This is a genomic window from Streptococcus sinensis (genome assembly GCF_000767835.1).
GTDB lineage: Bacteria > Bacillota > Bacilli > Lactobacillales > Streptococcaceae > Streptococcus > Streptococcus sinensis.
On record NZ_JPEN01000103.1, the window covers coordinates 40099 to 63060 of the forward strand.

Consider the following 22962-nt stretch of genomic DNA (forward strand, 5'->3'; position numbering starts at 1 on the left):
TATAAAGAAAGGAGAAGGCACATGGCCAAAAACTTAGAAGATATGTCGTTAGAAGAATTATGGCAGTTGTTCCCAATTTTCTTAGAGGAGCACAATAAGGACTGGTCAGCTTGGTATGTGGAGGAAAGCAGAAGAATACAAAGCTTTTTGCCACCAAATCAGTTATTTAAAATGCATCATATCGGTTCCACATCTATTGAGGGGATATGGGCTAAGTCGATCATTGATATTCTTTTAGAAATTCCTCGAAGTGAAGATATGGAGAGCATTGAGAGAGAATTGCTGGAGCAAGGCTACCTACTTATGTCAGAGTCAGAAGGCCGCATGTCTTTTAACAAGGGCTATACACTTCAAGGCTTTGCTGAGCGCGTTTTCCACTTGCATCTGCGCTACTATGGAGACCATGATGAACTTTATTTCCGAGACTATCTGCAAGACCATCCAGCTGTCGCCAAAGACTATGAGCAGTTGAAATTAATCTTATGGAAAAAGTATGAGCACAATCGGGATGCTTATACGGCAGCTAAAACGGATTTCATTAGACAGTACACTCAAAAGGCCAAAAAGCTTTATGAGGGAAGATATGAAAGAAGCCATGATTTTTAGTGTAATTTCTTGGTTTATGCTGACGCTTACTTACTTTTTCGTTAATCAATTCAGCGAACTAAGAGACCGTTAGGTTTGATTGGCTGAGCGATGATAAAATCTGGGATTGTTGCTTCTTACTGGGGCAGCAGATCTGTGCATACTTGACAATCCCCTGAGCAGTAAGTTTTTCAATCCATCAGTGTAGAGAAAGGAGCAGAGAGAAATTTGAGAAAAATTGACAACTTGACAAAGGATAAACTTGGAAGAAGACGAGAAAACATTGAAAGTTAAGCAGTCTTTTTATATAATAATAGTTATATAAAAATTATAGCGAGGTTTTTTATGCAAAAAGAAGATTGATTAGATTATTTTGAAGCTATCAATGGCCGTTCAGCGACTGAAGAAGAAATTGCCCAAGCTCTAGCAGCAGGGGAATTTCAGGTGTCATCTGAATCAGTTCAAACTCCCGAATTTACAGTATCTCAGACGAATCCGACAGTTGAAGCTGAACAGGGGCAGCCTCAAGTAAGTGCTTCCGCTCCGGCATCAGAGCCAGTAGTCTCACAAACTGCTGCTGAGCAACCTTTTAGCTCGCCAGCATTTAACCAAGCAATGCCTAAGCAAGAAGCGCAGTATGCTGAGCAGATTTACGTTAACCCTCAGCAAGTTCAGCAGCCGTTTGCTCAGCCTCAAAGCCATCCACAGCAGTACCATAACCAGCCCAACCCAGTCCAACAGCAGTTTAATGGTCAGGGGCAACAGTTTGGTCAACAACAATATAATCAGCAAGCCTATCAACAGCAGCAAGCATTTCAAAATGGAAATCAAGAGCCGTTTGGTCAGCAAGCCCAATATGCTCAGTTGCAGCAAAATCAGTTTTCACAAACAATGAAAGCTTTTTGGGCTTGGTTGCTTTCAGCTTGGAAATCACCGACTTCTGAAGTGGAAACAAAATCCAGCAATGGCTACATAGCCTTGGGATTGCTGAGTTTTCTCAGCGGAACCTCGCTCTATCTTTCTATTTTCCGTACAGCTAGCTATGTATACTCAGCTGTACCCTTTCATCTAGCTGGCAGTGCGTCGTTTGATTTCAAGCATTTCTTCTTGTCCGTTTTATCAGCAGCTTTTTCTATTTTCTCCATTATCCTAGGCGGTTTTGTCGTGAAGCGCTTGATTTACAGAGATGATAGCTTTACCTTTAACAAGGCTTTTGACTGGTATGGACGTCTTTATGCAATTGTTTTACCAATCATCACACTAGCGGTATTGATGAATCTTTTAGAAGCGCTGGCTTTGGGTATCTTGCTGAACGCTGCTGCTATTCTTTTAGTAGGTATCGGCGCCACCTTTGCTCTCATTTTCTCTAAGAACAATTCTAATTTAGATCCATTCTACAAATACCTGCTAGCTATTGTGGTAAATGGAGTGATTGTCTTTATCTGTGGCTTAATTTCTATGGTAATGCTTAGCGGACTATAAAAGAGACTAAACAAGGGAGAATATAATGGCAACAAAAGAAAAATGGGTGGAACTTTTTGAAGGGGTTATTGGTCGCAAACCTAGCCCTGAGGAATTTATGGCTGCTAAAGCGGTAGACTTTGATTTGAAAAGCATTCAATCCATTGCTGGCCGCTCACAGAAAAGTAGTGAACAGCCAACAAATAGTGAAATAACTCCAGAAGACATTCCTGGCAAGGAGAAAGTTGATGAACAGGCAGCATTTGAGCCAGCTCAGGAGTCTACTCTCAAGCAGACTTCTGAGCAGGTAGTTGCCCCTCAGGAAATCTGGCTGACAGCCTTTCAAGAGGCTTTTAAGCGACAGCCTAGTCCAGAAGAGTTTCAGATGGCTCAAAGTCAAGGTTTCTCGTCAATTCCAATTCATTCAAAATTGACTGAAAAAAATAATCCAAGCCAGCTGGATATTAAAAAGGACAAAAAGCAGATTTTTAAGAAAAAAGTGGTCTTATCCGGCTTGGGCCTACTAATCTTGATTTCCCTTATAGGATCCTTCTTCTACCTTAGTTCGGTTACTGGAGTTAAAGCGGTGACGGATAAATTTGCCATGGCAATTAAGAATAAGAATTATGACCAAGTAGCTAGTCTGCTCTCCACAGATAGTGATAGATGGACTCGGGCGGAAGCCAAGAACCTTATCTCCTATCTGAACCGGAAAGATATTAATATTGAGACTGAGTTGAGCAATATTGAAAAATCCAATGGCGAGTCTAGTTTCACTGATGAAAATGACAATCAAATCCTCGGTGTTGCTAAAACAAGCAAAAAGTTCGGAATCTTTCAAGAGTATCGAATGTTTGCCTATCCGGTCAAGGTCCGTATCACGACGAATCTTGATGGGGCGACTATCAAACCCGGCGATAAAGAAACAATTAACTTGAAAAAGGATACGCAGATTGAAATAGGTGATTTCCATTTTACCGAGCAGGACTTTCTTCTCAAAGGAAAAACGGAGATTGGCAATGTTGAAACCAAGATAAAGCTAGATTTGGACAAGGCTAAGGACAATCAGCTGGATCTCAGCCTCAAATCTGAAAAGAAACAGCTCAATATCACTATGCCGAAGGAAACTTCAACAGCGACAGGATATAAGATTATCGTCAATGGCAAGGAAGCTGGCGACAGTCTATCTCCTGAAGTTCAGGTTATCCCTGATCAGGAATTAGAAGTTTATGCTAATTTTTCTATGAATGATGTCAGCTTTACTACAAATAAGGAAAAAGTAGTGGCAAAAGATGATAGAATTGAAGTTGTTCTTACAGTATCTAACGATGTTGTAAAACGTATCAAGGAAGTGGAAGCAAGTCAAAAAGCTAAAGAAGAGGAAAAACGGAAACAGGAAGAGAAAAAAGCTCAGATTTCTATTTTTCTTAGTGATTATCGGAGCGCAGTATTCGACTCAGTTTCCAGTCGCTCTAACTATTTCTCTAAATATTATGATACCTCTAGTGCTGCCTATAAAGAAATGGTTAACTGGACTACCGGTGGTGGAGTCCAGAAGGCGAAGATCGATTACTACAAGCCGGGAGCTCTTGAAATTCGAGAAGTCAGAGAAGAAAAGGGTTCCTATATTGTCACGACCTATGAAGATTTTACAGTGTATTATATCGATAACACACCAAACAGCGTCAATCGTAAGAACAAGGTTTACTACCTCAAGCCAGTAGGAAATAGCTTTGTTATTTATGATATACAAGTATCAGAGGAGTAGAAGATGATGAGCAAATATGCAAAATTAATGTTACTTAGTTTAACGATACTAACTCTAGGAGCTTGTTCTTCTCATAAAAAAACTGAAGACAGCGGTGAAACTAGTAAAGAGCTCTCTACTAAAGTGAGTGAGTCTTCTAATGAATCTCAAATTAGCTCTAATAGCACAGATAAATCAGGAGAGACTGAGGCAGAAAAGACTCATTCTGGTCAGATTAAGTCCATAGATAAAGGTGTTTCTTACAATGGAAGTTACTATAGTATAAAAGGGAAGTATGATGAAATTGTTATTGTTAATAAACATTATCCTTTGTCTCCCAACTATAATCCTGGGGAAGATGCCACAGCAAAATCAGAATTATTGAAATTAATTGCTGCCATGCAGGCTCAGGGCTACGCCATCAGTGATCAGTACAGTGGTTTTCGTAGTTATGAGACACAAGTCGGTCTCTATCAAAGCTATGTCAATCAAGATGGTCAAGCAGCGGCAGACCGATATTCAGCAAGACCTGGTTACAGTGAGCACCAGTCAGGCTTGGCCTTTGATTTGATTGATAGCAGTGGAAATCTAGTGCAAGAAGCTAGAGCAAGCCAGTGGCTCTTGGATAATGCTCATAAATATGGCTTTGTTGTGCGTTATCCAGTTGGGAAGGAATCTTCTACAGGGTATATGCCAGAAAGTTGGCATTTGCGCTATGTTGGGAAAGAAGCCAAGGAAATAGCGGAGTCTGGCCTATCCTTAGAAGAGTATTACGGCTTTACAGGTGGAAATTACGTAGATTAAAAACGTCGGGTGCTTCAGCGAACTGATTCCACACTTGATTATCTATAAGAAAAAGAGGCTTAGAACCGTTTGTAAAGGTTCTAAGCTTTTTGGCTCTTTGTCCAACCATAGCGGGTGGCAGTGAGGGAAATCAGTCTTAGCTAGCAAAAATCAAACCGCAAAAAAAAAGCCAATCCCGATTTCTCGGAAATGGCTTTGTATCAACATTCTTTGTAATGACAATACGGTTCTTATTTGAGACCGTATTTTTTGTTGAAACGATCCACACGTCCATCTGCTTGAGTGAACTTTTGACGTCCAGTGTAGAATGGGTGTGAGTCTGAAGAAATTTCGACACGGATCAATGGGTAAGTTTCGCCTTCGAATTCAACAGTTTCGTTAGAACGCTTAGTTGAACCGCTAAGGAACTTGTAGCCAGTAGTAGTGTCCATGAATACAACTGGGCGGTATTCTGGGTGAATGTCTTTTCTCATTTTTAAAAAATCCTTTCTGCCATGGTCTCTTTGCGAGCCATAGATTCGTTACTTTGATAGTTTATCAAATTATGCTCCATTTGACAAGCCTTTTGGATGATTTTCTTACTTTTTTGCAGTTTCCTTTAATTTTTGGTAAATCAATTCTACTTCGTCTTTTGAAAAGGCCTTGGCGCCGCTGGCAAGTGGGTGGCCACCGCCATGGTGTTGCTTAGCAATATCATTGATTGGGGTGAACTTACTGCGCATGCGGACACGGTAATGTCCATCCGATTGCTCGACAAAGATTGCCCACATCCGGACATCTTCGATGCGTCCAGGTGCAGCTACGATAGCTGAGGTATCTGCATCCGTCAGGTGATTGTCTTGTAGAAGTTGCTGTGATAGGATAATCCGCGCAGCACCATTTTCATCGATTTCCAGATTATCATAAACATAGCCTTGTAGTTTAGCAACTCGATAAGTGATGGAATCCATTTTACGAGAGAGCTCTGAAAAATTAAAGGGATATTGACGGAGTTTTGCAGCTACTTCAAATGTACGAGAACTGGTAGCTGGATAAAGGAATCGTCCTGTGTCACCGATAATTCCAGCATAGAGGAGCTTGGCTATGTAGTCATTTACCTCTAAGCGGTTTTCAAAGGCGAAAAGAGCGATAATCTCGCTGGCGCTGCTGGAAGCTGTATCGACCAGACGAAGATCTCCGTAAGCATCATCGTTGGGGTGATGGTCAATTTTAATCAAGAAGTCCCCCTTATTGTAGCGTTGATCATCAATACGGGGCGTGTTAGCCGTATCACAAACGATTACAAGGGCCTGTTCATAGTCAGCATCTGTCACTTGGTCCATCTTGGCCAGCCAGGTAAGGGTTGGCTCGTCGTAACCAGCTACTTTGATAGATTTTTCTGGGAAGTTGAGCTGGAGGAGTTTTTGCAGGCCGACCTGACTGCCAATAGCGTCTGGATCGGGTCTAACATGACGATGGATGACGATTTTATCGTATTCCTTGATTTTTTTCAAAATTTTGTTGTAGGTATTCATAGCTAACCTCGTAGACTTTCTCTATTTATTATAGCATAAGAGTTTTTATTTTTAAAATAAAAAAGATGTGTTATAATGAATGAAGATTATAATTTGGAGGAAACTATGACCTTAGCGAAAATTGTATTTGCCAGCATGACTGGAAACACCGAAGAAATTGCCGATATTGTGGCGGATAAGCTAAGAGAACTGGATGTAGAAGTTGAAGTGGATGAGTGTACCACTGTCGATGCAGAAGATTTCTTGGAAGCAGATATTACGATTGTAGCGACCTATACTTATGGAGATGGCGAGCTGCCTGATGAGATGATGGACTTCTATGAAGACTTGTCTGGACTAGATTTGTCTGGTAAGGTCTATGGAGTAGTTGGTTCTGGAGATACTTTCTATGATGAATTCTGTAAAGCTGTAGATGATTTTGACGCAGTTTTTGCTGGGACAGGTGCTGAAAAAGGTGCGGAAAGTGTCAAAGTGGACCTATCAGCTGAGGACGAAGACATTGAGCGTCTGGAAGTTTTTGCGGAAGAGTTGGTTAATAAAGTTTAAAATGATAAATACATGAAACGGCTAGGGCCGTTTTTGTTTTGCACAACTCTTATTTTCTGACAATTCTCATGATTAGGAGTATAATATAGGTAAGCGCTATCCATAGTACAAAGGAGGACCCTCTATGAAAGAACGCGACTATGCCTTTGGCTTTCATGATGATGTTAAGCCGCTCTTTTCAACTGGTAAAGGTCTGACCGAAGAAGTGGTTCGAGAAATCTCAGAAATCAAGAATGAACCTCAGTGGATGCTGGACTATCGTCTGCACTCCTTGGAACTCTTTCATAAGTTACCTATGCCCGACTTTGGCCCTGATTTGTCAGGGATTCGCTTTGATGACATTATCTATTATCAAAAGCTAAGCGGAGATCGGGCTCGCAGCTGGGATGAAGTGCCAGATGAGATTAAGAAAACCTTTGAACGTTTAGGTATTCCTCAGGCTGAAAGGGAGTTCCTATCTGGTGCAGTGGCCCAGTATGAGTCGGAAGTGGTTTACCACAATATGAAGGAGGAGTTTGCCAAACAAGGCATTATCTTCACTGATACGGACACAGCTGTTCAGGAATATCCAGACTTGGTCAAGCAATATTTCGGGACAGTAGTTTCAAATGCAGAACATAAGTTTGCTGCTTTAAATGGAGCTGTTTGGTCGGGCGGCACCTTTATCTATGTGCCCAAGAATGTTCAGTGCCAAATTCCTGTTCAGACCTATTTTCGTATCAATAGTGAAAATGCTGGCCAGTTTGAGCGCTCCTTGATGATTATCGAGGAGGGATCATCTATCCAGTATATCGAGGGTTGCACAGCACCGACTTATACGACCAACAGTCTGCATGCTGCGACAGTCGAAATCATTGTCAAAAAGGACGCTTTTTTCCGTTATACGACCATTCAAAACTGGTCGGACAATGTCTATAATCTCGTAACGGAGCGGGGCATTGTCGAAGAAGGCGGCACCTTGGAGTGGATTGATGGTAACTTAGGCAGTAAGGTCAATATGAAATATCCTTGCAGTATTCTCAATGGTCGAAATGCAAGGACTTCTGTCCTTTCCATGTCTTTTGCAAACTACGGTCAGCATTTGGATGCGGGCTGCAAGGTCTTTCACAATGCTCCTAAGACATCCAGTACCTTGATTTCCAAATCGGTGGCCAAGGATGGCGGTAAGACGGACTATCGTGGTCAAGTTCGATTTGGCAAGAATAGTGCTGGCTCCAAGTCCCACATCGAGTGTGATACCATTCTCATGGACGGCGAGTCCAGCTCTGACACCATTCCTTTTAATGAAATCCATAATTCCAATGTTACTTTAGAACACGAAGCCAAAGTCTCCAAAGTGTCGGAAGATCAGCTTTATTACCTGATGAGTCGAGGTATCAGTGAAGAAGAAGCCACGGCTATGATTATCAACGGATTTATGGAACCCATTACCAAAGAACTTCCAATGGAATACGCCGTTGAACTCAACCAACTCATCAACATGAGTATGGAAGGCTCAGTTGGCTAAAACAGTCCGGGGGACTGTTTTAGGTTGCGGATAAGCACTCGGTTAGGCGAGTTCCCTTTAATAAGGTTCGGGGAACCTTTTTAATCTGTAGATAGGGACTCGCCTTTGCGAGTTCCCCTTAATCTAAGGTCCGGGGGACTGTTTTAGGTTGTAGATAAAAACTCGTTTTGTGAGTTTTCTTTAATTAAGGTCCGGGGTATCTTGAAATCTGCGGATAAGTAGCGAGGCTAGTCGCTTTACTTCTTAGCAAATCTGAGAGACTGTTTTAGATTTCAGATAGGAGGCAAAATCAAGTGAGATAATAGGAATTTTCAATTATTTGACCTTGCTGTTTATTTGGAGTAATGCTAGAACATTTTCCTAATTTTTGATATGATAGATAGAACACAAGGAGGAAGCTGATGAATTTAGAAGAAATTAGACAGGAAATTGACCGAGTGGACGATGCCCTAGTTGCCTTGCTGGAAAAGCGCATGAATTTAGTTAGACAAGTAGTGGATTTTAAAAAATCAACTGGAAAGGCTGTTTTGGATAATAAGCGCGAAGAAGTGATTATTTCTAGGGTTGCGGATAAAGTGGAAAATAAGGACTATCAAGCAGCTATCGTTGCGACCTTTTCAGATATTCTGAAACATTCTCGTACCTTTCAGAAGCAGCAAATCAGATGAAAGAAATAAAAAACTCTCTGGCTATTTTCTTGGCAGCCATGCTAGGCGGTTGGCTTCGATATCAGGCTTCTTTATTGATTACATTTACAGGGCATTTTCCACTGGCCACGCTTTTAGTCAACTATTTAGGAACCTTCCTACTAATCTATTTGATTAAAGGTTATTTAACAAGCAAGCGGGTTACCAAACGTTTGCTCCTAGCTTTGTCGACAGGATTTTGTGGCGGCTTGACAACTTTTTCAGGTCTTCTATTAGATTCGCTCAAATTGCTGGATTTAGGCCGTTATCCGGAATTATTCGTGTATTTATCCTTGAGTATTGGCGGCAGCCTTTGCATTGCTTTATGGGCTGGAAGGAAGGTGACCGCATGATTTGGTTTTTGCTCGTTGCTTGCGGTCTAGGAGCTCTTGTCCGTTACTTTTTTTCTAAGGTCAATAGCAGAGCTGCTTTGCCAGTAGGCACCTTGATGGCTAATGTATTGGGAGCTTTTTTGATTGGGTATTTTTATAATCACATCCAAGATAAGCAACTATATACCATTTTGGCAACAGGTTTCTGTGGCGGTTTAACAACTCTTTCCACCTTTAATGCTGAATTAACAGAGCTATTTTCAGATAAGAAGAAATTTTCCCTCTATCTGATGCTGACCTACCTTTTAGGATTTTTAGCGATTCTTTTAGGAATTTTCATCTAAAATTCTTTACATTTTTTAAAATTTTGATATAATATACTTTGTGCCTAATGGAAGCACAAAAAAACGGCTAATCCGCTGCGGTCCAGAACCTTAAGATTAGTAAGATAGGAGTAGAAAAATGAATCCATTAATCCAAAGCTTGACTGAAGGTCAACTTCGTACTGATATCCCTGCATTCCGTCCTGGTGACACTGTCCGCGTTCACGCGAAAGTTGTCGAAGGAACTCGCGAACGTATCCAGATCTTTGAAGGTGTGGTTATCTCTCGTAAAGGTGCTGGCATCTCAGAAAACTACACAGTTCGTAAGATTTCTAACGGTGTAGGTGTTGAACGTACTTTCCCAATCCACACACCACGTGTTGATAAGATTGAAGTCGTTCGTTACGGTAAAGTTCGTCGTGCTAAATTGTACTACCTTCGTGCATTGCAAGGTAAGGCAGCGCGTATCAAAGAAATCCGTCGCTAATTTTAGAAATGACTCTGTCACTTGGCAGAGTTTTTCTCTAGTCCCCTTAGTTCAATGGATATAACAACTCCCTCCTAAGGAGTAGTTGCTGGTTCGATTCCGGCAGGGGACATTGAATCATGACAAAAACCCTTGTGAATCAAGGGTTTTTAGTGTCTACGCCCAAAATCTGCCCCAAAAGTTTCAAAAATTTTTCTCACTCGATTATGATTTTTTCTTTTTGTTGTTCTAACTGATGGATGTAGACTTCTAAAAGCTCAAAACAGGTTGACATATCGAAAACTAGATAGATGATGAAACCGAGCTGTATACAGTTGGTCACGGAACCCTTAATGCCTCACTTTTTGCGAAATAATTGAAGAGGAGCGTGGACAAGTGGGTGTTCATCAAATCAGTCTAGAGCAGCTACAACAAGCTCATTTTCTTCTGGTGTTAGTGCAAGTCTTCAGTCGAAAGGAGTCAGATGGCCTGCCGCCATTACTGAGTCATGAGCCTAGTATCACTCTTCCTAGCGGCAGATATGGAGATATAGAAGAATGAGAAATGAGTGCTACAGCAAATACTGTAGCGTTTTTTAGTAAAAAGTAACAAAAATCCTCATTAATCTATTGAATTTTTGAATTTTTAAGTTTACAATGATATTAATATAATGTTTAATGAGGTGGAGTTATGAACGGAAAAATTTTAGGATTAGATATCGGTGTGGCTTCCGTCGGTGTCGGAATCTTAGACAAAAAAACTGGTGAAATTATTCATGCTAGTTCACGGATTTTCCCAGCGGCTACTGCTGACAGCAATGTAGAGAGACGAGGTTTTCGCCAAGGACGGAGACTAGGACGCAGAAAAAAGCATCGAAAAGTTCGCCTAGCTGACTTGTTTAGTGATACGGGTCTTATAACAGATTTTTCAAAAGTATCCATCAATTTAAATCCATATGAACTGCGCATTAAGGGATTAAATGAGAAATTAACTAATGAAGAATTATTCATTGCTTTGAAAAATATTGTCAAAAGGAGAGGGATTAGTTATCTTGACGATGCTAATGAAGATGGTGAGTCTTCTTCCTCAGAGTATGGCAAGGCTGTTGAAGAAAATAGAAAGCTGCTCGCAGATAAAACACCGGGACAGATTCAGCTGGAACGTTTTGAGAAATACGGACAGGTTCGAGGTGATTTTACTATTGAAGAAAATGGGGAAAAACACCGTCTGCTTAATGTGTTTTCTACCTCAGCTTATAAAAAAGAAGCAGAGCGAATCTTGACAAAGCAGCAAGACTATAATCAAGATATCACTGATGAATTTATTCAGGCATATTTAACGATTTTAACTGGAAAACGTAAGTATTACCATGGACCAGGGAATGAAAAGTCTCGTACGGATTATGGACGCTTCAGAACAGATGGAACAACTTTGGATAATATTTTTGGTATTTTGATTGGGAAATGTACCTTTTATCCAGAGGAATACAGAGCTGCTAAAGCTTCTTACACGGCACAGGAATTTAATTTACTCAATGATTTGAACAATCTGACTGTTCCAACAGAAACTAAGAAGCTTAGTGAGGAGCAGAAGAGACAAATTATTGAGTATGCAAAAGGAGCTAAAACTTTAGGTGCTGCTACTTTGTTGAAGTATATAGCAAAATTGGTCGACGGATCTGTAGAGGACATAAAGGGATATCGGATTGATAAAAGTGAAAAACCAGAAATGCATACTTTTGATATTTATCGAAAAATGCAAACATTGGAAACGGTCGATGTTGAGAAACTATCTAGAGAAGTTTTAGATGAGTTGGCTCATATCCTCACACTCAATACGGAACGTGAAGGAATCGAAGAAGCGATTAAAGTATCATTTATCAAAAGAGAATTTGAGCAAGATCAGATTGCTGAATTAGTTTCATTTAGAAAGTCTAATAGTTCCTTGTTTGGAAAAGGCTGGCATAATTTTTCAATCAAATTGATGACGGAATTGATTCCAGAGCTGTATGAAACATCTGAAGAGCAAATGACAATCCTTACACGATTGGGAAAACAAAAAACAAAGGCAAGATCTAAACGAACCAAGTATATTGATGAGAAGGAATTGACCGACGAAATTTATAATCCAGTAGTTGCTAAATCAGTCAGACAAGCAATTAAAATCATTAATCTTGCTACAAAGAAATATGGTGTCTTTGATAATATCGTTATTGAAATGGCGCGTGAAAATAATGAAGAGGATGCAAAGAAAGACTATGTGAAGCGTCAAAAAGCCAATGAAGATGAGAAAAATGCTGCAATGGAAAAAGCAGCTCATCAATATAATGGAAAAAAAGAACTACCAGATAATGTCTTTCACGGGCATAAGGAATTGGCGACAAAGATTCGACTCTGGCATCAGCAGGGAGAAAAATGTTTATATACTGGAAAAAATATTCCAATCAGCGATTTAATTCACAATCAATATAAATATGAGATTGATCATATTTTGCCACTATCTCTTTCATTTGATGATAGTTTAGCAAATAAGGTACTAGTTTTAGCAACAGCCAATCAAGAGAAAGGACAGCGCACACCATTCCAAGCTCTGGATAGTATGGATGATGCATGGTCTTATCGAGAATTTAAAGCTTATGTGAGAGGAGCCAGGGCACTCAGTAATAAAAAGAAAGATTACTTGCTGAATGAGGAAGACATTAACAAAATTGAAGTTAAACAAAAATTTATTGAGCGTAATCTAGTTGATACTCGCTATTCTTCTCGAGTAGTTTTAAATGCTCTTCAGGATTTTTATAAATTAAATGATTTTGATACCAAGATTTCAGTGGTGCGTGGACAATTTACTTCTCAACTTAGAAGAAAGTGGCGGATTGACAAATCGCGTGAAACTTATCACCATCATGCAGTCGATGCATTAATTATCGCGGCTTCCAGCCAATTAAGACTTTGGAAAAAGCAGGGTAATCCTCTAATTTCGTACAAGGAAAACCAATTTGTGGATTCTGAAACAGGGGAGATTATTTCATTGACTGACGATGAGTACAAAGAATTGGTATTTAGAGCTCCTTATGATCATTTTGTTGATACGGTAAGCAGTAAAAAATTCGAAGATCGTATTTTATTTTCCTATCAAGTGGATTCAAAATATAATCGTAAGATTTCTGATGCAACAATTTATTCCACAAGAAAAGCAAAGTTGGGTAAAGATAAGTCGGAGGAAACCTATGTATTGGGTAAGATTAAGGACATATATACTCAAACGGGCTATGACGCTTTCATAAAGCTTTATAAAAAGGATAAAAGTAAATTCCTGATGTACCATAAGGATCCAATAACCTTTGAAAAAGTCATTGAGGAGATTTTAAAAACTTATCCTGATAAGGAGATAAATGAAAAAGGAAAAGAAGTTGCTTGCAATCCCTTTGAGAAATATAGACAGGAAAATGGTCCTCTTCGAAAATATAGTAAAAAAGGAAAAGGTCCGGAAATCAAGAGTCTGAAATACTATGATAACAAATTAGGAAATCATATAGATATTACCCCAGATAATAGTGAGAATCAGGTTATATTACAATCTTTAAAACCCTGGCGTACGGATGTCTATTTTAATCATAAGACGAAAATATATGAATTGATGGGATTAAAATATTCAGATTTATCTTTTGAAAAAGGAAGTGGAAAATATAGAATATCTTTAGATAAGTATAATGTTATTAAAAAGAAAGAAGGTGTACACAAGGAATCAGAATTTAAATTTACACTCTATAAGAATGATTTGATTTTAATAAAAGATTTAGAAAAGAGCGAACAACAATTATTCCGTTATAATTCAAGAAACGATACATCGAAACACTATGTTGAATTGAAACCCTATGATAAAGCTAAATTTGAGGGGAATCAGCCTCTAATGGCCTTATTTGGGAATGTTGCTAAAGGAGGACAGTGCTTGAAAGGTTTAAACAAAGCGAATATCTCCATCTACAAAGTTCAAACAGATGTTTTAGGGAATAAACGTTTTATCAAAAAAGAGGGTGATGCTCCAAAACTCGAATTTTAAAATAATCTTTAAAAAGAGTTGCAAATAGCTCTGCAATATATTATAATAGCAATTGTAAGGGACGCCTTACACAGTTACTTAAATCTTGCAGAAGCTACAAAGATAAGGCTTCATGCCGAAATCAACACCCTGTCTCTTGGCGGGGTGTTTTCGTGTTGTAAAGGGGAAATTGATGACTTGGAGAATTGTACATGTATGTCAAAGTGAAAAAATGAGGTTAAAACTAGATAATCTCTTAATCAAGAAAATGGGAGAAGAATATACCATTCCTTTGAGTGATATTTCTATCATAGTGGCGGAAGGAGGAGATACAGTTGTAACGCTTCGTTTACTGAGTGCTCTAAGTAAATACAATATAGCTTTAGTCGTTTGTGACAACGAGCATCTGCCAACCGGTATCTATCATTCTCAAAATGGGCATTTCAGAGCTTATAAGAGATTACAAGAACAATTGCTTTGGACGCAGGAGCAAAAAGACAAGCTCTGGCAAATTGTTACTTATTTCAAGATTAACAACCAGCAGGATGTACTAGCTATGTTTGAGAAGGATTTAGATTGTATTCAATTATTAGCTGACTATAAAGATCATATTGAGCTAGGTGATAAAACTAATCGAGAAGGACATGCAGCTAAAGTTTATTTTAATGAATTATTTGGTAAAAAATTTGTGCGCGTAACTCAGCAGGAAGCTGATGTTATCAATGCAGGTTTAAATTATGGTTATGCGATTATGAGAGCTCAAATGGCAAGGATTGTAGCTGGTTATGGATTGAATCCCTTGATTGGAATCTTTCATAAAAACGAATACAATCAATTTAACCTGGTAGACGATCTGATGGAACCTTTCAGGCAGATTATTGATGTATGGGTTTATCATCATTTAAGAGAAGAAGACTATTTGAAATATGAATTCCGATTAGCTTTAACGGATTTATTAAATGCAAAGATTCGTTATGGCAAGGAAAATTGCACTGTGACTGGAGCGATGGATAAATATGTGAAGGGATTTATCAAATGTATTGCGGATAAAGATACAACAAAATTTTACTGTCCAATCGTCTCAAGTTTGGAATGGAGTAAATAAGATGAGGTATGAAGCAATGAGATTGATTTGTTTTTTTGATCTTCCTATGGAAACTAATCAGGAAAAGCGAACCTACCGTAATTTTCGTAAAGAATTGATTGCAAATGGTTTTGAAATGCTCCAGTTTTCTGTATATTATCGAACTTGCCCTAATCGTAGTTTTGCTAGCAAATTCTACAAGAAATTAAAACAAAGTAATTTACCTAGTGGAAATGTTCGGTTGCTGGCTGTGACGGAAAAACAGTTTTCTGAAATGGTTCTAATCATTGGTGGCAAAACTAAACAAGAAGAAGTAGTCAGTGATAATAAGTTGGTAGTCATATGAAACTATATTTTAAGCACCCTTATAAGGAAAATCTATCCATTAATTTTGGAAAATTTACGCAGGTTGTTGGTGAAGACCAACAGTTGAAGTATTATATTTGGCAATTATTAGTCTGGTATTTTGGTGGTAAAAAATACAACATAGAGGACTTAACACTCTTTGAACAGAGCGAGCCAGAAATTTGTACAGAAGAGATGATCATAAAAAGAAGTGAGTATAAGATTGTTTCGATTTCAAATATTCAGGATTTGATTGAGCAGATGGATTACAAAAAGGGAACAGTTGCATTTGATTTTTTAAAGTCCAAACTGGATAACCTAGAAGTGATAGAACAAATTGATTTTATCAATGATAAACTAGATCAAATATCGACTATAGTAAATAAGCAACTCAATTTTCAAATTGGCGATATTGATTATCATACTGAAAGTGTCTATCTGAATGTAGAACAACTGATTTTAAAATATTTTCTTCCATATTTTGGAATGGGAGATAAAAATATTTCCTTTGAATTTGTCGAAAATGAAACCAAGTTTTTAATATTCTTGGCAATGTTGCAAGAGACACTTTTAAAAACTAATCAGAAAATAATTTTGCTTTTAAGAAGTATGGATGATTATCTGACTTATCAATCTTTTGTGAAGTGTTGTGAGCACCTCCAAATGATGACAGAAAAATTTCCTAATATTTATGTAATCTCTTTTCCTTCAAATGAAGGCTACCTTTATATCAACAGAGAAAATATGGAATTTGTCAATATTATTTCTGGTTTTATAGAGCATTACTATGAATTTCGGTTTATGTATGAAAGTTTTGTACAGCGTTATCCATCCAACGAGATTCCCAATGAAGAAGAATTTTTAATTTCCTTGCAAAAAATTTCTCCTTATTTGTTTAGCTCTGATGTGGAACATATGAGCCTTTCGATTTATGATATGGTTACTTTAAAAATTATGAATAACTTATACCAATATGATAAAATTATTGATTTTAAAGTGCAGATGGCCAATCCATTGTTAATGAGCTTTTTAAAAAGTTAGACTTGACAAGCTTTTTGGGAGAATCTATAATCAGTATGTGAGTACAAAAAGCAAAATTTTTTAATTTGAGGTTTTTGTACTCTCAAGATTTAAGTAACTGTACAACAAAATGGTGTTTATTTATATCACCCAATATGTTTTTGTACTCTCAAGATTTAAGTAACTGTACAACATGGTAAAAAATCCACTAATTAACTCAGTGTTTTTGTACTCTCAAGATTTAAGTAACTGTACAACCTAGATAAAGCTGAACCAATTAAACAAATGTTTTTGTACTCTCAAGATTTAAGTAACTGTACAACCTAATTGATTTGATAGGTAGTCCTGACTCTGTTTTTGTACTCTCAAGATTTAAGTAACTGTACAACAAAAAAATGATGATTAGAAAGAGAGTTATAGTTTTTGTACTCTCAAGATTTAAGTAACTGTACAACCTTATAATCTTTCTACTATTGTCGTAACTCGTTTTTGTACTCTCAAGATTTAAGTAACTGTACAACATACCGATAGTCTTTATTTAAAAGAAGAAGGTTTTTGTACTCTCAAGATTTAAGTAACTGTACAACAATTGGCTAGAGAAACAAGCGGGAGGAGTTGTTTTTGTACTCTCAAGATTTAAGTAACTGTACAACTTTAGCTTCTTTAGATATTTTTGAAACTTTGTTTTTGTACTCTCAAGATTTAAGTAACTGTACAACTTGGTGGCAATGGGGCTATCAAGCTTTTGTAGTTTTTGTACTCTCAAGATTTAAGTAACTGTACAACTAACTAATATCAAACATTTAAATAATACAAGTTTTTGTACTCTCAAGATTTAAGTAACTGTACAACTACAGTTTGGAATCCAAAACGCCCGTGTATGTTTTTGTACTCTCAAGATTTAAGTAACTGTACAACGGAAAACAAGCCAACAATTTTTGTAATTCAGTTTTTGTACTCTCAAGATTTAAGTAACTGTACAACCCTTTCCTTTACAATTCCTGCAGAATCTATAGTTTTTGTACTCTCAAGATTTAAGTAACTGTACAACTCCAAGGAAGGCTATAACTTTTCGGTCAAGTTTTTGTACTCTCAAGATTTAAGTAACTGTACAACATATAATATAATTAAAGATAACAAAGGAGGTTTTTGTACTCTCAAGATTTAAGTAACTGTACAACAATAATTTTGAATATATTAATGATAACTTAGTTTTTGTACTCTCAAGATTTAAGTAACTGTACAACTTCAACGTCAATAAATGATAGTAAATCTAAAGTTTTTGTACTCTCAAGATTTAAGTAACTGTACAACTTAAATATGATAATTATAATGTTGAAACTAGTTTTTGTACTCTCAAGATTTAAGTAACTGTACAACTTAAATATGATAATTATAATGTTGAAACTAGTTTTTGTACTCTCAAGATTTAAGTAACTGTACAACGTTTAGCCCTTTTTCTTTGTTTGTTCATTTGTTTTTGTACTCTCAAGATTTAAGTAACTGTACAACTAATTTTGCCGCCGAAGCGGGAATCAAAGCGTTTTTGTACTCTCAAGATTTAAGTAACTGTACAACAGAAGAAAGCTAAACGGGCTTGGTACTGGTCTCATAAAATGGCTTTTTGTCTTGCTAACTTTATGACTGGGAACAAGCAATGTTGTAGATGGTTCTGGAAGAATTCGAAAGTGAAGATTAGAAGGAAAAGTAATCATGGAAAATGTAAACCAAATCTCCCAATGTCAGACTCTTTGGGCTAGAAATAAGTATCTAGTGCTCAGTCATTCCAGCAAGATCTATCTTGAAATCCGCCAATATCTGAAAAGAGACTTGGTGGAAGCAACACATGTACAAGACTTGATTGTTCAGGCGGTAGCCCTGCCTGAAAACCGCGGTCAGGTCTGCAACGCCTTTCAGCATGTTTGGGGCTATTTTAAGAGAAAAGCTAGCTCAGCTGAAAAAGAAGAATTTATGCTACTTTTAGAGCGATACCAAGCAGGTCAGGTGGAGCAGGAGGCTTTGGTAGAAGCTGTAAAAGGTTTGCTTCGAAAGTACCCCAATTCTTACCTGCAGCAGTCGACGTTGATATTTGGTGATTAGGCGTGAGGCTCGGCTATCGAAGATGACTAGCGTTAATTCTCTAGAAGAAGCAATAGATTCTACATCTCCAGTCCAATAGGGCTGGGGAATTTTTGATTTCTAAATAAAAAATGCTATATGATTGACAAACGAAACAGACAAATGTAGAAAATGGAGAAAGCGATATGACTATTTCAAAAAAAGCCTTTACTGGAATCTTATCATTAACAGTCGCAGTTCTATTGACTGCTTGTTCAGGCAATACTAATCAGGGAGGAAATACCACTTCAACCCAGTCTGAGCAAAACAAGACTTCGCAGTCATCAACTAGCTCTTCGACAGGATCTTCCTCTAGTCAGACTTCTTCATCCAATGAAGGTCAGACTAGTAATCTAGACGGAAGCTATCAGGCAAGCGACTATGATGGTGACCAATATGTCCTAGAAATTAATGGTAAGACTGGTACTTGGACGGAAACCGAGGTAGATGGCAGTAAGGAAATTAAGCAGGTACAAGTAGATACAGCTAATCAAAGATTGATTGTCGGTGACGATGTTAAAAGCTATCGTCAAAATGGCAATCAGCTGATTGTGGATGAACTGGATGATGATCCAGATACTCTGACCTTTAGCAAGCAATAAGCCGATTTTCAATCTGCTCTGGATAAGAGAAGGAGCGGGTCAGATAGCGGTCGAAACCTAGAGAAAAGAAACAAGGCAAGCTTCGGTAGATGAACTGAAGTCCGTGCTTGTTTCTTTTTATTTTACGATTTTCTTTCACGGAATGTTTCTGACTTAGTGAATGAGTGATTTTCGCCTGAATCTAGTCACTATTAGTCTCATATGTTTTTCTAGCTTGCTTCTTTATGATATAATGGTCTTAAATATCTCAAAGGAGGACAGCTTTGTTTTTAGCTTTTAAAGAGATTGTCTACAGTCGCGGACGTTACCGTATGGTTGTTGCTGTGGTCTTTCTCATTACCTATATGGTTTTCTTTTTATCCAGTCTTTCTGTCGGCTTGGCTAGACTCAATCGCTTGGCTTTGGACCAATGGCAGGCTGAGTCGATCGTCTTGTCGGAGTACGCCAATAAGAATCTGGTAGCTTCGACTCTCAAGGAAGAGGAGTATAATAGCCTGCTTCAGGGGGACTCAATCGCTGCTTTGGGACAAACGTCAGCAGTGGCCAATTATGAAGATGGGACGGATAAACTCAACGCTCAAATTTTTGGTCTCTCTTGGAATAGTTTTCTAGCGCCTGACATTATTGAGGGACGTCCTGCTGAGACTGCTTATGAAGTTATTGCGGATAAGCGCCTGCAGCAAAAGGGTGTAAAACTAGGCGACCAGCTTCAGCTCAATGGCAGTGAGCGTCTTTATCAGGTTGTTGGTTTCACAGAGGATAACAGCTTCTTAACTCAGCCAGTTCTCTTCATGACGTTGGAAGATTTCAGGGAATTAAAGTACGGCTCTAGTCAGGTTAAGAATATCAGCGCACTTGTGGTCAAAGATAGTCAAAAAATTGAAGAAACTGGGCTTAGTCAGCTCTCTATGAGTGATTTTATAGAAAATATCCCTGGTTATCAGCCTCAGGTTCTGACTTTTTCCTTTATGATTGGGGCCATGGTTCTGATTACCTTTTTAGTATTGGGGATTTTCATGTACATCATCACCATTCAGAAGACTCAACTTTACGGTATTATGCGTGCCCAAGGGATTGCTAGTGGAAAGATTATTGCTTCTATTTTCTGGCAGATTTTCATCCTGTCCACTCTGGGAATCAGCTTAGCTGTCTTGGCTCTTTTGGGAACCCAGCTAGTCTTGCCGGCTTCTATTCCTTTTTACAGTGACTGGCGAGCTTATGCTGGATTGATTGTCCTGATTGTTTTCATGTCACTGGCTGGCGGGCTCTTGTCCATTCACCGAGTTCTGACAATTGACCCTATCACAGCGATCGGAGGTGAGTAAATGGCGATTATAGAACTAAAAGGGGTTACAAAAGAATATGGTCAAGGGCATACGCTGGTCCAAGCCCTGAAGCCAACTGATTTCCAACTAGAAGCAGGGCAGTTTGTAGCTATTATTGGACCGTCAGGATCGGGAAAAACAACCTTTCTGACCTTGCTGGGCCACTTGCAAACTCCATCAAATGGACAGATTTTGCTGCATGGAAAAGATACCTCTAAGCTCAAGGAAAAGGAGCGGGCTTCCCTGCGTTTCAATGATTTTGGCTTTATTTTGCAGGCCTCCAATCTCATTCCTTTTCTGAAAATCGAAGACCAGTTTCAGCTGATTGACCGCTTATCTAAAAAGGAAAGAACAAATCTGGACAGTCTGATTGAGCTACTAGATCTAAAAGACACGCTTAAGCAGTATCCCAAAGAATTGTCCGGCGGAGAACGGCAGAGAGCTGCTATCGCCAGAGCGCTTTACAATAGCCCAGATATTATCTTGGCTGATGAGCCGACAGCTAGTCTGGATACAGAGCGGGCTAAGTGCGTGGTCCATCTACTCAAAGAAGTAACACAGAAATTCAATAAGAGCGTGGTCATGATTACCCATGATACCCGCCTACTGGACGAGGTTGACAAGGTCTATGAAATGCAAGACGGAGTGCTGACTCAAGTCCGATGAAGATGTGCCCAAACAGAAAAATAGTTTGGGACAAGGAGAGTACCACGATTCATGATCAGGCGAATTCTCAGCTAGATTGAATAGACAAACAAACACGGTTCTATTTTTCAAGAACCGTGCTTCTTTTTCTTCGCTTTTTCGTAATTTTCAGGATTTATTTTTGTGGTGCGGGCTTTGTTGAGGAAGGCCTCCTTCCAGCTACGTTTTTGGATGGTATCTCTGACTTGCTCATTCTTTCGACTTTCTAGATATTCGCCTAGATTCTTTGCTTTGATAAATTCTGTGATGCCCATATCATTTCCCTAAACAAAACTGGCTGAAGAGCTGGGTGATGAGTTCGTCTGGTGCGGCATCACCTGTGATTTCTCCGAGGATTTCCCAGGTGCGAGTCAAATCGACTTGGAGAAGATCCACTGGCATGCCCAATTCCAGACCCTCGTTGACGGCTTGTAGGCTTTCGACGGCTTTTTCGATGAGGGAAATGTGCCGAGCATTGGACAAGTAGGTAGCATCTTGCTCGACGATACCGGCATTTTCAAAGAAGAGTTGATTGATTCGCTCCTCGATCTTATCGATATTTTGATTGTGGAGGACGGAAATCTTGATAGCATCAGCAGGCAGTTGCTCCAGCTCAATCTTTTCTTCGAGGTCAGTTTTGTTAAGTAGGACAATACGATTGCTGTCTTTACTGATTTCAAGCAACTGGCGGTCTTGCTCGGTCAGGGGCTCACTAGCATTGAGAACTAGGAGGACTAGATCAGCTTCCTGCAGTGCTTTTCTAGAGCGTTCAACACCAATCTGCTCTACCAGATCATCTGTCTCGCGAATACCTGCCGTATCAATAAGCTTGAGCGGTACGCCGTTGATATTGACATACTCCTCAATCACATCACGAGTCGTTCCCTCGATGTCGGTTACAATAGCTTTGTCCTCTTGAAGTAGATTATTGAGCAGGCTGGATTTACCGACATTTGGCCGACCGATGATAGCTGTAGAAATGCCTTCGCGGAGAATTTTTCCTCGGCGGGCAGTTTTGAGAAGGCTGCTCAGCAATGCTTCGAACTCAGCTGTTTTTTCTCTCATGAGTTGGGTCGTCATCTCTTCCACATCGTCGTACTCAGGATAGTCGATATTGACCTCAACCTGTGCCAATGTGTTGAGGATTTCCTGACGGGTGCTGTTGATCAGATCAGAGAGAGAGCCGTCCAGTTGCTTGACAGCGTTATTCATGGCTTTATCAGTCTTGGCTCGGATGATGTCCATGACTGCCTCAGCCTGAGTCAGGTCCATGCGTCCATTGAGAAAGGCCCGTTTGGTGAATTCCCCTGGCTCTGCCATTCTAGCTCCTTCTCGGATGGCGAGTTGCAGGATTTCATTGGTGACCGCAATTCCGCCGTGGGTGTTGATTTCGATGATATCCTCACGGGTGAAAGTCTTGGGAGAGCGCATAGCGCCGACCATAACCTCGTCTAGGATTTCCTGTTTTTCTGGATCAACGATATGGCCGTAGTTGAGCGTGTGGCTGGCAACTTTGCTTAGATCTTTGCCTTTAAAGATTTTTTGGGCAATAGCAAAGCTGTCCGTTCCACTTAGTCTGACGATGCCGATAGCTCCTTCTCCAAGAGGCGTCGAAATCGCAGCAATGGTATCAAATTCTCTGGTTATCATCTTTTATTCCCTGCATTTTCTATAAATAGTGAATCAATTATTCTAATTGTAACGCAAAAAAGGAGTGGGAGCAAGATTTTAGGTCATTTTAATGAAAAGTATGAATGGTAAAGCATGAACTACCT

At 39.1% G+C, this 22962-nt stretch carries 23 protein-coding genes, 1 tRNA gene and 1 CRISPR repeat array; of the genes, 20 read left to right on the forward strand and 4 right to left on the reverse strand.

Translation table 11 applies throughout. The features are described from left to right. The first annotated feature begins 21 nt into the window (after nt 1–21). The 4 genes from SSIN_RS08760 (at nt 22) to ldcB (ending at nt 4597) form a co-directional block, all read left to right on the forward strand. Entirely contained in the window at nt 22–606 is a 585-nt protein-coding gene (locus tag SSIN_RS08760; protein ID WP_037618019.1) for a GrpB family protein, read from the forward strand. Nucleotides 607–1029: 423 nt separating this feature from the next. Next, nucleotides 1030–2067, forward strand: coding sequence for a DUF6574 domain-containing protein (locus SSIN_RS08765; RefSeq protein ID WP_052076780.1), 1038 nt, complete (start codon nt 1030–1032; stop codon nt 2065–2067). Between the two features lie 25 nt (nt 2068–2092). Beyond that, nucleotides 2093–3814, forward strand: coding sequence for a TcaA second domain-containing protein (locus SSIN_RS08770; protein ID WP_037618021.1), 1722 nt, complete (start codon nt 2093–2095; stop codon nt 3812–3814). 3 nt (nt 3815–3817) lie between these two features. Next, nucleotides 3818–4597: an LD-carboxypeptidase LdcB/DacB gene (ldcB, locus tag SSIN_RS08775; protein WP_037618024.1), complete on the forward strand. Its 780-nt coding sequence runs from the start codon at nt 3818–3820 to the stop codon at nt 4595–4597. A 230-nt stretch (nt 4598–4827) separates the two neighbouring features. Here ldcB and SSIN_RS08780 read toward each other — a convergent pair whose 3' ends face one another. Together SSIN_RS08780 and SSIN_RS08785 are read right to left on the reverse strand one after the other, a co-directional pair. Continuing rightward, entirely contained in the window at nt 4828–5070 is a 243-nt protein-coding gene (locus SSIN_RS08780) for a type B 50S ribosomal protein L31 (protein ID WP_005590635.1), read from the reverse strand. A 105-nt stretch (nt 5071–5175) separates the two neighbouring features. Continuing rightward, nucleotides 5176–6111: a DHH family phosphoesterase gene (locus tag SSIN_RS08785; protein ID WP_037618026.1), complete on the reverse strand. Its 936-nt coding sequence runs from the start codon at nt 6109–6111 to the stop codon at nt 5176–5178. 105 nt (nt 6112–6216) lie between these two features. Here SSIN_RS08785 and SSIN_RS08790 point away from each other — a divergent pair, with 105 nt between their 5' ends. The 16 genes from SSIN_RS08790 (at nt 6217) to SSIN_RS08860 (ending at nt 21169) form a co-directional block, all read left to right on the forward strand. Then, a complete protein-coding gene (locus tag SSIN_RS08790; protein ID WP_037618116.1) occupies nt 6217–6657 on the forward strand; it encodes a flavodoxin in 441 nt (146 codons plus the stop codon). A 124-nt stretch (nt 6658–6781) separates the two neighbouring features. Beyond that, the gene (sufB, locus tag SSIN_RS08795) at nt 6782–8164 is read left to right on the forward strand and encodes a Fe-S cluster assembly protein SufB (protein ID WP_037618028.1); all 1383 of its coding nucleotides are present in this window, start codon (nt 6782–6784) and stop codon (nt 8162–8164) included. 401 nt (nt 8165–8565) lie between these two features. Further along, complete coding sequence (locus tag SSIN_RS08800; protein WP_037618031.1) at nt 8566–8832, forward strand: chorismate mutase; 267 nt, start codon at nt 8566–8568, stop codon at nt 8830–8832. Then, a complete protein-coding gene (gene crcB, locus SSIN_RS08805; protein ID WP_037618032.1) occupies nt 8829–9203 on the forward strand; it encodes a fluoride efflux transporter CrcB in 375 nt (124 codons plus the stop codon). The genes SSIN_RS08800 and crcB (SSIN_RS08805) overlap by 4 nt, the downstream gene beginning before the upstream one ends. Then, entirely contained in the window at nt 9200–9526 is a 327-nt protein-coding gene (gene crcB, locus SSIN_RS08810; RefSeq protein WP_037618034.1) for a fluoride efflux transporter CrcB, read from the forward strand. The genes crcB (SSIN_RS08805) and crcB (SSIN_RS08810) overlap by 4 nt, the downstream gene beginning before the upstream one ends. A 118-nt stretch (nt 9527–9644) precedes the next feature. Then, the gene (gene rplS, locus SSIN_RS08815; RefSeq protein WP_037618036.1) at nt 9645–9992 is read left to right on the forward strand and encodes a 50S ribosomal protein L19; all 348 of its coding nucleotides are present in this window, start codon (nt 9645–9647) and stop codon (nt 9990–9992) included. A gap of 40 nt (nt 9993–10032) precedes the next feature. Further along, nucleotides 10033–10104: transfer RNA gene (locus SSIN_RS08820), tRNA-Arg, on the forward strand. A 263-nt stretch (nt 10105–10367) separates the two neighbouring features. Beyond that, nucleotides 10368–10532: a hypothetical protein gene (locus SSIN_RS10610; protein ID WP_156956314.1), complete on the forward strand. Its 165-nt coding sequence runs from the start codon at nt 10368–10370 to the stop codon at nt 10530–10532. A 129-nt stretch (nt 10533–10661) separates the two neighbouring features. Continuing rightward, entirely contained in the window at nt 10662–14030 is a 3369-nt protein-coding gene (gene cas9, locus SSIN_RS08825) for a type II CRISPR RNA-guided endonuclease Cas9 (RefSeq protein ID WP_037618037.1), read from the forward strand. Nucleotides 14031–14202: 172 nt separating this feature from the next. Beyond that, on the forward strand, nt 14203–15114 hold the full coding sequence (gene cas1 / locus SSIN_RS08830; protein WP_037618039.1) for a type II CRISPR-associated endonuclease Cas1: 912 nt from the start codon (nt 14203–14205) through the stop codon (nt 15112–15114). Between the two features lies 1 nt (nt 15115). Beyond that, complete coding sequence (cas2, locus tag SSIN_RS08835; RefSeq protein WP_037618041.1) at nt 15116–15439, forward strand: CRISPR-associated endonuclease Cas2; 324 nt, start codon at nt 15116–15118, stop codon at nt 15437–15439. Continuing rightward, nucleotides 15436–16479, forward strand: a complete 1044-nt coding sequence (gene csn2-St, locus SSIN_RS08840) for a CRISPR-associated protein Csn2-St (RefSeq protein WP_037618043.1) — start codon at nt 15436–15438, stop codon at nt 16477–16479. Before cas2 ends, csn2-St begins: the two co-directional genes overlap by 4 nt. Before the next feature lie 70 nt (nt 16480–16549). After that, nucleotides 16550–18036: a CRISPR direct-repeat array (repeat unit 36 nt; unit sequence GTTTTTGTACTCTCAAGATTTAAGTAACTGTACAAC). A gap of 135 nt (nt 18037–18171) precedes the next feature. Continuing rightward, the gene (locus tag SSIN_RS08845) at nt 18172–18558 is read left to right on the forward strand and encodes a YbgA family protein (protein WP_037618046.1); all 387 of its coding nucleotides are present in this window, start codon (nt 18172–18174) and stop codon (nt 18556–18558) included. A 164-nt stretch (nt 18559–18722) separates the two neighbouring features. Beyond that, entirely contained in the window at nt 18723–19178 is a 456-nt protein-coding gene (locus tag SSIN_RS08850) for an SP_0198 family lipoprotein (protein ID WP_037618048.1), read from the forward strand. Nucleotides 19179–19441: 263 nt separating this feature from the next. Further along, nucleotides 19442–20503, forward strand: coding sequence for an ABC transporter permease (locus SSIN_RS08855; protein ID WP_037618050.1), 1062 nt, complete (start codon nt 19442–19444; stop codon nt 20501–20503). Next, nucleotides 20504–21169: an ABC transporter ATP-binding protein gene (locus SSIN_RS08860; protein WP_037618052.1), complete on the forward strand. Its 666-nt coding sequence runs from the start codon at nt 20504–20506 to the stop codon at nt 21167–21169. Between the two features lie 107 nt (nt 21170–21276). On the opposite strand, the gene SSIN_RS08865 is transcribed toward SSIN_RS08860, so the two are convergent. Both SSIN_RS08865 and mnmE read right to left on the reverse strand, forming a co-directional pair. Further along, complete coding sequence (locus tag SSIN_RS08865) at nt 21277–21462, reverse strand: hypothetical protein (RefSeq protein ID WP_037618054.1); 186 nt, start codon at nt 21460–21462, stop codon at nt 21277–21279. A 1-nt stretch (nt 21463) separates the two neighbouring features. Continuing rightward, entirely contained in the window at nt 21464–22837 is a 1374-nt protein-coding gene (gene mnmE / locus SSIN_RS08870; protein WP_037618056.1) for a tRNA uridine-5-carboxymethylaminomethyl(34) synthesis GTPase MnmE, read from the reverse strand. Between the last annotated feature and the right edge of the window lie 125 nt (nt 22838–22962).

Bases quoted from the DNA above. Each gene is read 5' to 3' on its own strand.
- SSIN_RS08760 (WP_037618019.1), top strand. From the start codon at position 22: ATGGCCAAAAACTTAGAAGATATGTCGTTAGAAGAATTATGGCAGTTG.
- SSIN_RS08770 (WP_037618021.1), top strand. From the start codon at position 2,093: ATGGCAACAAAAGAAAAATGGGTGGAACTTTTTGAAGGGGTTATTGGT.
- ldcB (WP_037618024.1), top strand. From the start codon at position 3,818: ATGATGAGCAAATATGCAAAATTAATGTTACTTAGTTTAACGATACTA.
- SSIN_RS08780 (WP_005590635.1), bottom strand. From the start codon at position 5,070: ATGAGAAAAGACATTCACCCAGAATACCGCCCAGTTGTATTCATGGAC.
- SSIN_RS08785 (WP_037618026.1), bottom strand. From the start codon at position 6,111: ATGAATACCTACAACAAAATTTTGAAAAAAATCAAGGAATACGATAAA.
- SSIN_RS08790 (WP_037618116.1), top strand. From the start codon at position 6,217: ATGACCTTAGCGAAAATTGTATTTGCCAGCATGACTGGAAACACCGAA.
- sufB (WP_037618028.1), top strand. From the start codon at position 6,782: ATGAAAGAACGCGACTATGCCTTTGGCTTTCATGATGATGTTAAGCCG.
- SSIN_RS08800 (WP_037618031.1), top strand. From the start codon at position 8,566: ATGAATTTAGAAGAAATTAGACAGGAAATTGACCGAGTGGACGATGCC.
- crcB (WP_037618032.1), top strand. From the start codon at position 8,829: ATGAAAGAAATAAAAAACTCTCTGGCTATTTTCTTGGCAGCCATGCTA.
- crcB (WP_037618034.1), top strand. From the start codon at position 9,200: ATGATTTGGTTTTTGCTCGTTGCTTGCGGTCTAGGAGCTCTTGTCCGT.
- rplS (WP_037618036.1), top strand. From the start codon at position 9,645: ATGAATCCATTAATCCAAAGCTTGACTGAAGGTCAACTTCGTACTGAT.
- cas9 (WP_037618037.1), top strand. From the start codon at position 10,662: ATGAACGGAAAAATTTTAGGATTAGATATCGGTGTGGCTTCCGTCGGT.
- cas1 (WP_037618039.1), top strand. From the start codon at position 14,203: ATGACTTGGAGAATTGTACATGTATGTCAAAGTGAAAAAATGAGGTTA.
- cas2 (WP_037618041.1), top strand. From the start codon at position 15,116: ATGAGGTATGAAGCAATGAGATTGATTTGTTTTTTTGATCTTCCTATG.
- csn2-St (WP_037618043.1), top strand. From the start codon at position 15,436: ATGAAACTATATTTTAAGCACCCTTATAAGGAAAATCTATCCATTAAT.
- SSIN_RS08845 (WP_037618046.1), top strand. From the start codon at position 18,172: ATGGAAAATGTAAACCAAATCTCCCAATGTCAGACTCTTTGGGCTAGA.
- SSIN_RS08850 (WP_037618048.1), top strand. From the start codon at position 18,723: ATGACTATTTCAAAAAAAGCCTTTACTGGAATCTTATCATTAACAGTC.
- SSIN_RS08860 (WP_037618052.1), top strand. From the start codon at position 20,504: ATGGCGATTATAGAACTAAAAGGGGTTACAAAAGAATATGGTCAAGGG.
- SSIN_RS08865 (WP_037618054.1), bottom strand. From the start codon at position 21,462: ATGGGCATCACAGAATTTATCAAAGCAAAGAATCTAGGCGAATATCTA.
- mnmE (WP_037618056.1), bottom strand. From the start codon at position 22,837: ATGATAACCAGAGAATTTGATACCATTGCTGCGATTTCGACGCCTCTT.